The organism is Janibacter sp. CFPM2_SD2, assembly GCF_057364645.1.
Window position 1 is genome coordinate 19,777 of record NZ_JBNFOF010000006.1, and the last position, 14,176, is coordinate 33,952.

Here is a 14,176-nt window from a genome sequence, read left to right on the forward strand (position 1 = left end):
TCAAGAGTGGATCTGCCACCCGCGGGTCTGCAGGGCCTCGGTGAGGGGTCCGGCAGCGGCCGGGAGCACGGAGATCTCCGCCACGCCGAAGGGCAGTCCGAGGCCGTGATCGAGGCGCAGGTCCTCCATGTTGACGCCCTCCTCGCCGATCTCGGTGAGCAGCCGAGCCACCTCACCGGGCCGGTCGTCGACGACGACCCGCACCACGGCGTAGGCCGCGGGCGGCGCACCGTGCTTGCCGGGGATGCGGGCGTGGCCGGCATTGCCGTCGGCGATGCTGCGGGCGAGCACCGCACGGGCCCCGGGGGCGTCCGCGACGTGCGGGTCGGTCGACAGGGCCTCGAGGGCCTCGACGATCCCGACGAGGTCCTGGGACATCGCGCGCAGCACCTGTGCGACGGCTCCGGCGTTGCCGGAGAGGATCTGGGTCCACAGGCCGGGGTCGCTCGCGGCGATCCGCGTGACGTCACGCACGCCCTGGCCGGCCAGACCCACGGCCTGCTCGCTCAGGTGCTCCAACCGGGCCGCGACGAGCGAGGCGGCGACCTGCGGAGCGTGGGAGACGGCGGCCACGGCGGCGTCGTGGTCGGCGGGGCTGAGGGTCGTGACCGCGGCACCCGTGGCCTGCGCGAGCCGGGCGACGACCTGCGTGGCGGTCGGGTCGCTCCCTTCGTGCGGGCAGAGCACCCACGCCCGACCCTCGAAGAGGTCGGCCCGCGCACTGATCGCGCCCGAGCGCTCGCGGCCGGCCATCGGGTGGCTGCCGACATAGCGCTCGATGGCGACCCCGGCGCGCACGAGGTCGGCGAGGATCACCTGCTTGACGGACGCGACGTCGGTGACGACGGCCTCGGGCCATCGCTGCAAGGCGGCGACGACGAGTCGAGGCGTGACGTCCGGCGGCGCGGCCACGACGACGACCCCGGGAGCCGCGTCCTTGCTGATCCGTCCTGCCCCGAGGTCACGGGCGAGCGAGACCGAGGTCTCCGACTGGTCCTCGAGCGTGACGTCGGCACCGGCGGCGGTGAGCGCCAGCCCGATGCTCGCGCCGATGAGGCCGGTCCCGATGACGTGCACCGGGGGCAGGGCGGATGCCGCTCCCTTCGCCTCGGTGGAGGCGGTCACAGCCCCGCAGCCTTGTAGAGGTCGCTGATCTCGCGCTGGCTGAGCGGGCGCCAGCGGCCGGACTTCGTCGAGCCGAGGGTGATCGGTCCGACCTGGGTGCGCACGAGCGAGATGACCGGGTGACCGACATGCTCGAGGAGACGACGCACGATGTGCTTGCGCCCCTCGTGGAGGATCACCTCGACGATCGCCTTGCCCGGCTTGGAGTCGACGATGCGGAAGGAGTCGACCTGGACCGGCCCGTCGTCGAGCTCGACGCCGGCGCGCAGCGTCTTGCCGAGGTCCTTGGGCACCGGACCGGGGATCTCCGCGATGTAGGTCTTGAGCACGCCGTGCGCGGGGTGCTGCAGCCGGTGGGCGAGGTCGCCGTCGTTGGTGAGGATGAGCAGGCCCTCGGTGTCGGCATCGAGGCGGCCGACGTGGAAGAGCCGCTCCGGACGGCCGGCGACGTAGTCGCCGATGTTGAGCCGGCCGAGCTCGTCGGACATCGTCGTGACGACGCCGGCGGGCTTGTTGAAGGCGAGGTAGACCCGCGACTCGTCGAGCTGGATCCGCTCGCCGTCGACGTGGACGGTCTGGCGAAGGGGGTCGACACGCACCCCGAGCTCGGTGACGACCTGGCCGTCGACCTCGACGCGACCCTCGGCGATGAGCAGCTCGCAGGCGCGGCGGGAGCCGACGCCTGCGGCGGCCAGCACCTTCTGCAGGCGGGTGCCCTCGGGGTTGTGGACGTCGATCGTCGGGCCGGTGGGCGGCGGGGGCGCGAGGTCCGGCTGGCCGGTTCGGCTGCGACCGGTGGTCCCCCGGTCGGGCTGGGGGTCGGCGGCCGGGGGCGCGGCGGCTTCTTCGGTCCGGTGCGCGCGGGGCGTCCCTGGGGTCTCCGGGGGCGTCGGTTGCGGGGTGGGGTCATCAGCGGGCCTCGTTCACGAGTTCGTCGAGCACGGATGCGTCGGGCAGGTAGGGGGCGATGGGCGGCAGGTCGTCGAGGGAGTTCAGGCCCATGCGCTCGAGGAAGTAGGGCGTCGTCCCGTACAGCGTCGCACCCGACTCCTCGTCCTTGGTCACCTCGATGATCAGGCCACGGGTGAGCAGGGTGCGCACGACGCCGTCGACGTTGACCCCGCGCACGGCGGAGATGCGCGCGCGGGAGATCGGCTGGCGGTAGGCGACGACGGCGAGGGTCTCGAGCGAGGCCGCGGTCAGGCGCGACTGCTGGCCGTCGAGGACGAATCGCTCGACGACGGGCGCGTAGGCGTGGTGGCTGTAGAAGCGCCAGCCGCCGCCGACGTTGCGCACGGTGAAGCCGTGCGAGCCGTCGGTGTACTGCCGCTCGAGGCCGGCGAGGTGGTCGCGGATCTCCTCGACCGGCAGCTCGAGCGCGGAGGCGAGCGCGTGGTCGGTGACCGGCTCCTCGACGACCATGAGCACGGCCTCGATGGCCGCCCGGGCGCCGCCCGGCAGCTCACCGACGTCGAAGGCCACCTGCACGTCGTCGCCCTCGGGCTCGACGCCTTCGGGCTCGAGGGCCTCCGCGGCCACCTCCGGCACCGCCTCCGGGACCGGGGCGTCTGGTTCAGTCATCGCTCTCCTCCACGACCCGCTCGTCCTGCTCGTCCTGCTCGGGCGAAGGGGGCGGGGCCTCCCCTTCGTCGAACTCGGCACCGACGTCCACGGTGCCCTCCTCGCTGCCCGTCCAGCTCACCTCGAGCTCGCCGAGCGCCTCGGGCTGCTCGAAGACGACCTGCTTGTCGCGGAAGAGCTCGAGCAGCGCGAGGAAGCGCGCGACGACGACGAGCGTCGAGTCCGCGTCGCGCACGAGCGACCGGAAGGACGTCGTGCCGTCGCGGCGCAGCCGGTCGACGACCACGACCGCCTGCTCGCGCACGCTCACCGCGGGCGCGTGCAGGTGGGCCAGCCCGACGGTCTCGGGCTCCTTGGGCGTCAGGGCGCGGGCGGCGACCATCGCCAGCTGCTCGGGCGTGACGCTGATGACCAGCTCGGGCAGCAGCTTGGCCAGGTGCGGCTCGAGGCCGGCCTGGCGGGCGGTCATCCGACCGGTCGCGGCCATCGTCTCGCCGAGGAAGCGCGCCACGTCCTTGAAGGCGCGGTACTGCAGCAGCCGCGCGAAGAGCAGGTCACGCGCCTCGATGAGCTCGAGGTCCTCCTCGTCGTCATCACCGGTGCTCGGTAGCAGGCGGGCGGCCTTGATGTCGAGCAGCGTGGCGGCGACGAGCAGGAACTCGCTCGTCTGGCCGAGGTCCCACGAGGGCTCGCTCGCCTGGAGCGCGCGCAGGTGGGCCATGAACTCGTCGGTGACCTTGGCGAGCGCGATCTCGGTGATGTCGAGCTGGTGCTTGCTGATCAGGCCGAGCAGCAGGTCGAAGGGACCTTCGAAGTTGTCGAGGTGGACGGTGAAGGCCTGCTCGGCGCCCCGCTTGGTGATGACGCCGCCCGGGACAGCGACCTCGGGGGCCTCCACGGTCGTCAGGGGGCGCCGCCGCGCGAGATGAGCTCGCGGGCCAGCTGACGGTAGGCGTTGGCGCCCGAGTGGCCGGTGGCGTAAGTGGTGATCGGCTCCGCGGCGAGCGTGGCGTCGGGGAACTTCACCGTGCGGGAGATGACCGTGTGGAAGACCTTGTCGCCGAAGTGCTCGACGACCGACCCGACGACCTCGCGGCTGTGCAGGGTGCGTCCGTCGAACATCGTCGCGAGGATGCCGTCGATCGTCAGGCCGGGGTTGAGCCGGTCGGTGATCTTGTCGATCGTCTCGACGAGCAGCGCGACACCGCGCATGGCGAAGTACTCGGTCTCGAGCGGGATGATCACGCCGTGCGCCGCGGTGAGGGCGTTGACGGTGAGCAGGCCGAGCGAGGGCTGGCAGTCGATGAGCACGACGTCGTAGTCGTCGACGACGGGGCGCAGCACGCGCGAGAGGATCTGCTCGCGGGCGACCTCGCCGACGAGCTGGACCTCGGCGGCCGACAGGTCGATGTTGGCCGGGGCGACGTCGAGCCCCTCGACGGCGGTGTGCTGGATGATCTCGGTGATCTCGTGGCCGCGGGTGACCAGCAGGTCGTAGATCGTCAGGTCGAGGGTGTGGGTCGGCACGCCGAGGCCGACGGAGAGGGCACCCTGCGGGTCGAAGTCGACGAGCAGGACCCTGCGGCCGGCCTCGGCCAGGGCCGCGCCGAGGTTGATCGTGGTCGTCGTCTTGCCGACGCCGCCCTTCTGGTTGCACATCGCGATGATGCGCGCCGGGCCGTGCGACGCCAGGGGCGGCGGCTCGGGGAAGGAGGGCAGGGGTCGGCCGGTCGGACCCGGCTGGGCCAAGTCGTGCTCGAAGTCGAGCGGCGGCGTCACCTCGGATGCCACAGGCGGATCACTCCATCGGGTCTGGCGGTCGGTCAGCCTCTCGCTGATCAGCGACGACACTATCAGCGGGCACGGGGGTGGCTCTGTGCGTAGACCTCGCGCAGCTGGTCGACGGTCACCATCGTGTAGATCTGCGTCGTCGTCACGGACGCGTGCCCGAGCAGCTCCTGGACCACGCGCACGTCGGCCCCGCCCTCGAGCAAGTGGGTCGCGAAGGAGTGGCGCAGCGTGTGCGGCGAGACGTGGCCGGCGAGGTCGGCCCGGCCGGCGGCCGTCGTGATGACCTCCCAGGCGCTCTGCCGGGACAGCCGCGCCCCGCGTCGGTTGAGGAAGAGCGCCGGCCCGGCCCTCCCCTTTCGCCGACAGCTCGGGACGGGCCCGCACCAGCCAGGCGCGCACGGCGTCGACGGCATAGGAGCCGAGCGGGACGACCCGCTCCTTGCCGCCCTTGCCGAGCAGCCGCGCAGCGCCGATGTCGAGGTCGAGGTCGTCGAGGTCGAGGCCGACGGCCTCGGAGATGCGGGCACCGGTGCCGTAGAGGAGCTCGAGCAGGGCCCGGTCGCGCAGCGGTACCGGGCCGTCGCCGACGCCGGCGGCGTCGATGAGGCGGACCACCTCGTCGCGGCCGATGGCCTTGGGCAGGCGCGAAGGGGGTGCCGGCGGCGCCACGTCCTGGGCCGGGTTGTGCGTGGTCTCGCCCTCGAGCGCGAGGAACTTGTGCAGGCCCCGCACCGCGACGAGCGTGCGAGCGGCCGAGCTGGCGGCCAGCGGCGGGTGGTCGCCATCACCGGAGCGAAGGGAGGCGAGGAAACCCGAGACGTGGAGTTCCGTGACGTCGGCGGGGTCGGTGACGCCGTGCGTCGCGAGGTGGTCGACGTAACGTCGCGCGTCGCGGGTGTAGGCCGCGAGGGTGTGGGCGGAGACGCCGCGCTCGACGTCCAGCTGGGTCAGCCAGGTCCGCACGGCCCGCTCCATGGGGGTCGTGCTCACCGGTCCAGCCTTCCGTGGGGGGATGTGCCGCGGGCACGCCATTGTGCCCACGGGTGGCAGGGCCACGGATCGGGAGTGTAATGGCCTGCATGAAGCTCTACGCGGATCTGCCCGCGCGTCGAACCCGACAGATCGTCGCTGACCTCTTCCTCCTCGCCTGGGTCGTGGTCTGGGCGAGGATCGGGCTGGCCGTCCACGACTCGACGCTGCAGCTGGCCGCTCCGGGGCGGCGCCTCGAGTCGGCCGGCAGCGGCTTCCGCGAACGGCTGGAGTCGGCGGGCGACGGCGTCGACGACCTGCCGATCCTCGACGACCGGGTCGCCGATCCCTTCCGCGACGCCGCGGGCGCGGGGACGTCGATCGAGGATGCTGGTCGCGATCTCGTCGATGCCTGCGAGAAATTGGCGGACGTGCTCGGCTGGGTCACCGCGCTCACGCCGATCGTCATCGTCGGCGCGCTGTGGCTGTCCCAGCGGTGGCGTTTCGTGCGGCGGGCCACCGCGGCCCAGGCGCTCGTCGACGACGTGGACGACCTCGACCTCTTCGCGCTGCGGGCCATGGCCAACCAGCCGCTCCCGGCGCTCTCCCGGATCAGCTCCGACCCGGCCGCGCCTGGCGGCGCGGCGACAGCGAGGTGATCCGCAGCCTCGCGCTGCTCGAGCTCGCCGACTGCGGCCTGCGCCCGCCCGCGGGCTCTCGCGACTCCCCCGGCTCCGGGCGCTGACCACCCGCTCAGCGGACGACCGGGGAGGACCGCGGGCCCATACGCCGTTGCTCCGTACGGCGAGCCGGACCTGCCCGGCCGGCGAGCGACGGGGGCCATCCCGGTATTCGCCATTGCTCCGTACGACGAGCCGGACCTGCCCAGCCGCCAAGCGACGGGGGCCATCCCGGTATTCGCCATTGCTCCGTACGACGAGCACGGCCGCGCTGCGCCGTACGGCGAGCACGGTCCTGCGTAGCGATACCCGTCGTACGGAGCAGCGGCGTAGCGAACGGGGCAGGTGGGCACTGCCCCGCGGGCCCCCACCCGGCCCGTCGTACGGAGCAACGTCGCCCGTGACCGTCGTCCACAGACGGGGCGTGGCAGGGGCTGCCATCCACAGGTTCGTCGTGTCTCTCCCGAGCCCGACGCGGACGGCGAAGGATCGGATCATGACGATCACACACGATCCGCACGAACCCGAGACCACCTGCCCGATGGAGTGCACGGTCTGCACGGCACCGGGTGATTGCGACGACTGCCTCGACTGCCTCTACTGGCCCCGGTTGGTTGACGAGGACCAGGTTCCTGCTCCCCCACCTCGGGGATACGCCCACCCCAGCAAGGCGAGCGAGCTGGAGGCCGCCCGGGCCGACCTGGGGCTCGCCGATCGGATCGGGCTCCTGTCCCGGCTCCACCGTCGCTTGCACCACCTGACCCAACGCGACCTGGCCGCCGAGGTCGGGTGGAGCCGCGCCTCCTTGGGCAGGTTGGAGAGCGATGCCGGCGTGCAGTCCGTCGACAAGGTCGACAGCCTCCTGCGTCACATCGGCTACCGCCTGGCCCTGCTGCCGGTGGACCCGACCAAGCCCGGTCCGTGGCCGCCGGATCCCGAGCCGCCCGACCCCGTCGCGCCGGCGCTGCCCGTCGCCCGCCCACCAGATCTCGCGGCGGCAGAGCCACGGAGCACCTGGTGGGGGTGCCGAGGACCTGCTGGCGCGCGATGCCCGCCACCGCGCCCGCCCCCCGACGCGCAGGTCACCTGGCACCCGGCGAACGAGCTGCGCGAGGACCCCTCCCTCAAGGGGCGGGCGTGGACCTGGCGACGCCCCCAGAGCGGCTCGGCCGCGTGACAGGCGCCGCTCAGCCCTCGAGCGCGATGACCTGAGGCCGCAGGTCCTCCTCCGGGCACTCCCACGCCGACGCCTGCGCGTCGACCTGCTCGCCGGAGCGGATGTCCTTGACCTGGTCCCCGTCGTCCTCCCCCGCTCCGGGGAACCACACGAAGGGGATGCCACGACGCTCGGCGAAGCGGATCTGCTTGCCGAACTTCGCCGCAGCGGGCGCGACCTCGCACGGGATGCCCCGCGCCCGCAGCGCGGTGGCGACGGCGACGGAGCGGGGGCGGCTCCCTTCGTCCGTGACGGCCACGAGGACCGCCGACGGCGACTTGCGGCTGGCCCCGACGAGGCCCTTGCCGAGGAGCAGACCGAGCAGCCGCGAGAGACCGATGGAGATGCCGACCCCGGGATAGGTGGTCCGCCCGTCGCTCGCCAGCTCGTCGTAGCGACCGCCGGAGCAGAAGGAGCCCCACGACTCGTAGCCGACGAGCTGGGTCTCGTAGACCGTGCCGGTGTAGTAGTCGAGCCCGCGGGCGATGCGCAGGTCGGCGACCATCGCCCCGGGTACAGCGGCCGCGCCCGTCTCGATGACGCCGGCCAGGGCGACCAACCCTTCGTCGAGGACCGGGTGCTCGACGCCGAGCTCCCGGACCCGCTCGACGAAGGAGGTGTCCTCGGTGCGGATCTCCGCGAGGGCCAGACAGGCTCGCGCCTGCTCGGGCGTGCGCCCGGCCTCGACGAGCAGGGCGGCCACCTTGTCCGGGCCGATCTTGTCGAGCTTGTCGACGATGCGCAGGGTGCCCGCGACGTCCTCGATGCCCAGACCCCGGTAGAAGCCCTCGGGGATCTTGCGGTTGTTGACCTGGATGACCATCTGCGGGATCGGCAGCTTGGCGAAGATCTCCGCCATGACGAGCGGCATCTCGGCCTCGAAGTGCGGCGCGAGCTCGCCGGCGTCGACGACGTCGATGTCGCACTGCGTGAACTCGCGGTAGCGACCCTCCTGGGGACGCTCGCCGCGCCAGACCTTCTGGATCTGGTGACGACGGAAGGGGAAGTTGAGCTTGCCGGCGTTTTCGACCACGTAGCGGGCGAAGGGCACTGTCAGGTCGAAGTGCAGGCCGAGCTCGCCCTCACGACCACCGGCGGCGGGACCCCCTTCGTCCTCGGCGAGGCGGTGGATGCCGTAGATCTCCTTGTCGGCATCACCCCCCTTGCCCAGCAAGCGCTCGACCGGCTCGACGGCGCGGGTCTCGATGGAGGGGAAGCCGTGGAGCTCGAAGGTCGAGCGGATGACGTCGATGAAGTGCTGCTCGACGACCCGCTGCTCGGGCAGGTACTCGGGGAAGCCCGACAGGGGCGTGACCTTCGTCGGGCGGGGCGCGGTGCGGTCAGTCATCACAGTCCTTGCAGGTACGGGTTGGTCGCCTTCTCACGGCCGAGCGTCGTCGCCGGTCCGTGGCCGGGCAGGACGAGGCTCGAGTCGGGCCGCGGATGGACGACGCGACGAAGGGAGTCCTGCATCGCCTCGTGCGACCCGCCCGGGAGGTCGGTGCGGCCGATGGACCCGGCGAAGAGCACGTCACCCGTGATCAGGGTGCGGTCGACCTGCGCCTCGTCGGGGATGCCGTCGGGGACCCGGCCCATGCCGAAGACGACTGAGCCCTCGGTGTGGCCGGGTGCGTGGGCGACCTCGAGCTCGAGACCGGCAACGGTCACCGTCTCGCTGTCCCGGATCTCGACGACCCGCTCCGGCTCGCGCCAAGTGACCTGCTTGCCGAACTGCTGCTCGAGCATGCCGCTGAGGGCAGGTCCGAGCGAGGAGCCGGACAGCGGGTCCTCGAGGCGGTAGCGGTCGTCGGTGTGGATGTAGGCGCGAGCTCGCCCCCGCAGACGGGCGTCACGGAGAAGACGTGGTCGACGTGACCGTGGGTGAGCAGCACCGCTGCCGGCTTGAGCCGGTGCGTGGCGAGCACCTCCCGCAGCGTCTCCTCGATGCCGATCCCGGGGTCGACGATGATGCACTCCTCGCCGGGGGCATCGGCGAGCACATAGCAGTTGGTCCCGAACGCCTGGGCCGGGAAGGACACGGTGAGCACGTCCCAACCCTACGTGCGCCCACGCACGAGCCGTGGGAATGGGTAACCTCGGGCCTGTGAGTGACGACACCAACGCCCCGCGCCCCGCTGCGCCCTCGCCTGCGGCCCTGGCCCGCATGGCCCCCCGCCCCTCCGTGACCCCGGCCCCCGAGGTGCCTGCGGTCACCGACGACCACTCCGCGTCAGCCGCCTTCGGCCGCGCCGACGAGGAGGGCAAGGTCTACGTGCGCGAGGGCGACGGCGAGCGTGAGGTGGGCTCCTACCCGGGCGCCACGCCCGAGGAGGCGCTGCAGTACTTCGCGCGCAAGTACGACGAGCTCTTCGCCTCGGCGACCCTGCTGCGGCAGCGCCTCGACTCCCACGACGTCTCGGCCAAGGAGATCGCCGACGGCCTGAAGTCCCTGCGCGAGCACGCCGAGCAGCCCAACGTCGTGGGCGACCTGCCCGCCCTCGCCACCCTCATCGGCGAGCTCGAGGAGGGCCTGACCGCAAAGCGCCAGACCGAGTCCGCCGAGCGCGCCGAGGCCAAGAAGGTCGCCGGCGCCGAGCGCGAGAAGATCGTCGCCGAGGCCGAGCAGATCGCCGCCCAGCCGGTCGAGAAGGTCCAGTGGAAGCAGTCGACCGCGCGGATGCGCGCCCTGCTCGACGAGTGGAAGGCCCACCAGCGCGGCAAGGTCCGGCTGGACAAGGACGTCGAGAGCGCGCTGTGGCAGCGCTTCTCCAAGGCGCGCAACGGCTTCGACAAGGCACGGCGCTCGCACTTCGCCCACCTCGAGCAGTCCCGCGGCGAGGCGAAGGGGATCAAGGAGGACCTCGTCGTCGAGGCCGAGCGCCTGTCGACCTCCACCGACTGGAATGCCACGGCCGGCGCCTACAAGCGCCTCATGGACCAGTGGCGTCGCGCCGGTCGCGCCGGCCGCGCCGACGACGACCGCCTGTGGGAGCGCTTCCGCAGCGCCCAGGACACCTTCTTCAACGCCAAGGACGCCGAGGCCGCCAAGGAGGACGAGGCGCACCAGGGCAACCTCGAGGTCAAGGAAGGCCTGCTCGCCGAGGCGGAGGCCCTGCTGCCGGTCAAGGACCTCGAGCGCACCAAGGCCGCGCTGCGCGGCATCCAGGAGCGGTGGGAGGCTGCGGGCAAGGTCCCGCGCGCCGACATCGACCGGATGGAGAAGGGCATGCGCCGTGTCGAGCAGACCGTGCGCGAGGCCGAGGACAAGAAGTGGGCCTCCTCCAACCCGGAGCTGTCGGCCCGCGCCTCCTCGATGGTCACCCAGCTGGAGTCGAAGGTCGCCGAGCTGCAGGCCGACGTCGAGGCAGCCGAGGCGAAGGGTGACACCTCCCGCGCGACGAAGCTGCGCGAGCAGCTCGACGCCCAGCAGGCGTGGCTCGACCAGGCCCGCAAGGGGCTCGACGAGTTCGGCGGCTGACCCCGCGCGGTCCCTGAGAGGCAGGGCCGCCCGCGCCCGCAGCGTCTCGAAGGGTCCGCTCCCGCTCCCGGACGGGAGATCCGGCGCAGCAGCACTGGACGCGTGTCACACGGCGGCCGGCAGCACAGCGGACGGTGAGGAGGGGTGGCGCAGCATCAAGCCGAAGTCGAGAACGACGACGTGACCACACGACGACGAAGGACTTCGGCAGCGCGCCACCCCTCCTCACCGGGAGCGGTCCGCAGGCTCCGCAGGGCGAAGCTCACCCCTTCTTGCTGGTGCCGCCCGTGATCCGGAAGCAGTCGAAGACCGACTCGATCCGCTTGACCTGGTCCATGACGTGACTCAGGTGCGCGACGTCGCCCATCTCGAAGGTGAACCGCAGGACGGCGACGCGATCGCGTGAGGTCTGCACGGCGGCCGAGAGGATGTTGACCCCGCTTTCGGAGAGCACGCGCGTGACGTCGGAGAGCAAGCCGGCCCGGTCGAGCGCCTCGACCTGCACCTGCACGAGGAAGAGGCTCGTGCTGCTCGGGGCCCACTCGACGTCGATGAGCCGCTCGGCCTCCTTCTTCAGCGACGAGGCGTTGGGGCAGTCGACGCGGTGCACGGAGACGCCGTTGCCGCGAGTGATGAAGCCCATGATCTCGTCACCGGGGACCGGCGTGCAGCACTTCGCGAGCTTGACCCACAGGTCGTCGACACCGCGGACGACCACCCCGGGGTCGCCGCTGCTGCGCGGACGCCCGACGGGCCCGGGCAGGGTGGCCTCGGCGAGGTCCTCGGTCGCGCCGTCCTCGCCACCGGCCGCGGCGATGAGTCGCGAGACGACGTGCTGCGCGGAGACGTGCCCCTCCCCGACCGCGGCGTAGAGGCCGTCGACGTCCTGGCGCCGCAGCTCGCTCGCGACGGCGGTGAGGCTCTCGACGGTGACGATGCGGTGCAGCGGGAGGTTCTGCTTGCGCACGACCTTGGCGATCGCCTCCTTGCCGGCGTCGACCATCTCCTCGCGGCGTTCCTTGGTGAACCAGTGCTTGATCTTGTTGCGGGCGCGCGCCGAGCGCACGAAGGTCAGCCAGTCGCGCGACGGACCGGCGCCCTCGGCCTTCGAGGTGAGGATCTCGACGGCGTCACCGTTCTCGAGAGGTGAGTCCAGCGGCACGAGACGGCCGTTGACCCGGGCACCGATGCACCGGTGCCCCACCTCGGTGTGGACCGCATACGCGAAGTCGACGGCCGTGACCCGGCCGGCAGGGCGATGACCTGTCCCTTGGGGGTGAAGGCGTAGACCTCCTGGGTGGTGATCTCGTAGCGCAGCGAGTCGAGGAACTCGCTGGGGTCGGAGGTCTCCTTCTGCCAGTCGAGCAGCTGGCGCAACCACGCCATCTCCCCCACCTGGCCGTCGTCGACGCGACCGCCGTCCGGGCTGCCCCGGTCCTTGTACTTCCAGTGCGCGGCGACGCCGTACTCGGCCCGCCGGTGCATCTGGTGGGTGCGGATCTGGATCTCGACCGGCTTGCCCTGCGGCCCGATGACCGTCGTGTGCAGCGACTGGTACATGTTGAACTTCGGCAGCGAGATGTAGTCCTTGAAGCGCCCGGGAAGCGGGTTCCACCGGGCGTGCAGGGCGCCGAGCGCCGCGTAGCAGTCACGCACGGTGTCGACGAGGACCCGGACCGCGACGAGGTCGTAGATCTCCCCGAACTCACGGCCGCCGACGATCATCTTCTGGTAGACGGAGTAGTAGTGCTTCGGCCGCCCGGTGACCGTCGCCTTGATCCGCGCCTCACGCAGGTCGGTGACGACCTGGGCCTTGACCGTGGTGAGGTACTCCTCGCGGGCCGGCGCCCGCTCGGCGACGAGGCGCACGATCTCCTCGTAGACCTTCGGGTAGAGCGTCGCGAAGGCGAGGTCCTCGAGCTCCCACTTGATGGTGTTCATGCCCAGCCGGTGCGCGAGCGGAGCGTAGATCTCCAGCGTCTCCTGCGCCTTGCGCTGGGCCGAGGCGGCGGAGACGTAGCGCCAGGTGCGGGCATTGTGCAGACGGTCGGCGAGCTTGATGACGAGCACCCGGATGTCGCGCGCCATCGCGACGATCATCTTGCGGACGGTCTCGGCCTGGGCATTGTCGCCGTAGGTGACCTTGTCGAGCTTGGTCACCCCGTCGACGAGCTTGGCCACCTCGGCGCCGAACTCCTCCTCGAGGTCGTCGAGGCCGTAGTCGGTGTCCTCGACCGTGTCGTGGAGCAGCGCCGCGGCGAGGGTCACCGGCGTCATGCCGAGCTCGGCGAGGATCGTCGTCACCGCGAGCGGGTGCGTGATGTAGGGGTCGCCGCTCTTGCGGACCTGCCCGCGATGCGCCTTCTCGGCGACGACGTAGGCGCGCTCGATGATCGAGGTGTCGGCCTTGGGGTGGCCCTGCCGCACGATCTGCAGCAGCGGGTCGAGGACTCCCGGAGTCGCGGTTCGTCCGCCGCCGATACGAGCCAGCGAGGCGCGCGCGAGCGACCGCGGAGAAAATCCGCTGCTGCCGGCGTTGCGCTCGCTCATGGAGTGAGCCTAGACCGTGACGAGGCTGCGGACGTCACGCCCCGCCAGCGCTGCGCGTCCGCCGAGAGCGGCGATCTCGACGAGGACCTCGATGCCGGGCACCTCTGCGCCGCAGGACTCGAGGAGATCGCACGCCGCTCGGGCCGTCCCACCCGTCGCGAGCACGTCGTCGACGACGAGCACCCTGGCTCCCGGGGCGACGGCGTCGGCATGTACCTCGATGCGGGCCGTGCCGTACTCCAGCGCGTAGTCGAGCCCGACCGTCTCGCCCGGCAGCTTGCCGGCCTTGCGCACCGGGACGAACCCCACACCCAGGTGCAGCGCGACCGCCGCGCCGAAGATGAAGCCCCGTGCCTCGAGCCCGGCGACGACGTCGACCTGTCCGTCCCAGACCCGTGCGTGGTCCCGGGTCACCTCGCCGAAGAGCCGCCCGTCGCCGAGCAGGGGCGTGATGTCCTTGAAGGTCACGCCCGGCTCGGGGAAGTCGGCCACGTCGCGCAGCGCACCGAGGATCTGCTCCCGCAGCTGCGCCGGCACGTCGCGGTCGACCTGGCTCACGCCTTCCCCCGCCGGTTGCGCGGGGTCTTCTTCGGCTGATTGCGCGGCCCGGCCTGGGCGTACTTGTGCACCTTGCGCCCGGTGACGGTCTGGGCCTCGTCCGGGTCCGCCGAGGACGAAGGGGCGCCGGCTCGCTCGTCGTGGCCGTGCCGGACGAGTCGCCCGGCCGGCGTGGCGGTCCCGGCGGTCGTGCCACCAACCGTCGCCGTGCTCTCCCCGGCACCGGTC

At 72.0% G+C, this 14,176-nt stretch carries 10 protein-coding genes and 5 pseudogenes; 3 read left to right on the top strand and 12 right to left on the bottom strand.

Features of this window, described 5'->3' with window-relative positions:
- From AC2W7J_RS01230 to AC2W7J_RS01260, 7 genes and pseudogenes are all read right to left on the bottom strand, one after another.
- On the bottom strand, positions 1 to 1,125 hold the full coding sequence (locus AC2W7J_RS01230) for a prephenate dehydrogenase (protein ID WP_485981069.1): 1,125 nt from the start codon (positions 1,123 to 1,125) through the stop codon (positions 1 to 3).
- A pseudogene (locus AC2W7J_RS01235) lies at positions 1,122 to 2,035 on the bottom strand (pseudouridine synthase). The gene AC2W7J_RS01230 and the pseudogene AC2W7J_RS01235 overlap by 4 nt, the downstream one beginning before the upstream one ends.
- Positions 2,035 to 2,706, bottom strand: a complete 672-nt coding sequence (scpB, locus tag AC2W7J_RS01240; protein WP_485981071.1) for an SMC-Scp complex subunit ScpB — start codon at positions 2,704 to 2,706, stop codon at positions 2,035 to 2,037. Before scpB ends, AC2W7J_RS01235 begins: the two are co-directional and overlap by 1 nt.
- Positions 2,699 to 3,604 carry a segregation and condensation protein A gene (locus AC2W7J_RS01245; RefSeq protein WP_485981073.1) on the bottom strand — a complete coding sequence of 302 codons (906 nt, stop codon included), beginning with the start codon at positions 3,602 to 3,604 and terminating at the stop codon, positions 2,699 to 2,701. The genes scpB and AC2W7J_RS01245 overlap by 8 nt, the downstream gene beginning before the upstream one ends.
- A 5-nt stretch (positions 3,605 to 3,609) precedes the next feature.
- A complete protein-coding gene (locus AC2W7J_RS01250) occupies positions 3,610 to 4,485 on the bottom strand; it encodes a ParA family protein (protein WP_421008625.1) in 876 nt (291 codons plus the stop codon).
- A gap of 74 nt (positions 4,486 to 4,559) precedes the next feature.
- Complete coding sequence (locus AC2W7J_RS01255; RefSeq protein ID WP_485981083.1) at positions 4,560 to 4,910, bottom strand: tyrosine-type recombinase/integrase; 351 nt, start codon at positions 4,908 to 4,910, stop codon at positions 4,560 to 4,562.
- Positions 4,911 to 4,932: 22 nt separating this feature from the next.
- Positions 4,933 to 5,529, bottom strand: a pseudogene (locus AC2W7J_RS01260) (site-specific integrase); the annotation flags it as partial.
- A gap of 47 nt (positions 5,530 to 5,576) precedes the next feature.
- Here AC2W7J_RS01260 and AC2W7J_RS01265 point away from each other — a divergent pair.
- Positions 5,577 to 6,125, top strand: a complete 549-nt coding sequence (locus AC2W7J_RS01265) for a hypothetical protein (RefSeq protein WP_485981075.1) — start codon at positions 5,577 to 5,579, stop codon at positions 6,123 to 6,125.
- A 517-nt stretch (positions 6,126 to 6,642) separates the two neighbouring features.
- The gene (locus AC2W7J_RS01270) at positions 6,643 to 7,323 is read left to right on the top strand and encodes a helix-turn-helix domain-containing protein (protein WP_485981077.1); all 681 of its coding nucleotides are present in this window, start codon (positions 6,643 to 6,645) and stop codon (positions 7,321 to 7,323) included.
- Between the two features lie 10 nt (positions 7,324 to 7,333).
- On the opposite strand, the gene hisS is transcribed toward AC2W7J_RS01270, so the two are convergent.
- Together hisS and AC2W7J_RS01280 are read right to left on the bottom strand one after the other, a co-directional pair.
- Positions 7,334 to 8,710, bottom strand: coding sequence for a histidine--tRNA ligase (hisS, locus tag AC2W7J_RS01275; protein WP_485981078.1), 1,377 nt, complete (start codon positions 8,708 to 8,710; stop codon positions 7,334 to 7,336).
- Positions 8,710 to 9,410 (bottom strand): annotated as a pseudogene (locus tag AC2W7J_RS01280) (MBL fold metallo-hydrolase). The gene hisS and the pseudogene AC2W7J_RS01280 overlap by 1 nt, the downstream one beginning before the upstream one ends.
- A gap of 56 nt (positions 9,411 to 9,466) precedes the next feature.
- Between AC2W7J_RS01280 and AC2W7J_RS01285 the strand changes: the two are divergent.
- Positions 9,467 to 10,840 (top strand): DUF349 domain-containing protein, encoded by a 1,374-nt coding sequence (locus AC2W7J_RS01285; RefSeq protein ID WP_421008460.1) that lies wholly within the window; start codon positions 9,467 to 9,469, stop codon positions 10,838 to 10,840.
- A gap of 262 nt (positions 10,841 to 11,102) precedes the next feature.
- Here AC2W7J_RS01285 and AC2W7J_RS01290 read toward each other — a convergent pair.
- The 3 genes and pseudogenes from AC2W7J_RS01290 to AC2W7J_RS01300 form a co-directional block, all read right to left on the bottom strand.
- Positions 11,103 to 13,390 (bottom strand): annotated as a pseudogene (locus AC2W7J_RS01290) (RelA/SpoT family protein).
- 9 nt (positions 13,391 to 13,399) lie between these two features.
- A complete protein-coding gene (locus tag AC2W7J_RS01295; protein WP_255186210.1) occupies positions 13,400 to 13,948 on the bottom strand; it encodes an adenine phosphoribosyltransferase in 549 nt (182 codons plus the stop codon).
- A pseudogene (locus AC2W7J_RS01300) lies at positions 13,945 to 14,176 on the bottom strand (hypothetical protein); the annotation flags it as partial. The pseudogene AC2W7J_RS01300 and the gene AC2W7J_RS01295, both read right to left, overlap by 4 nt.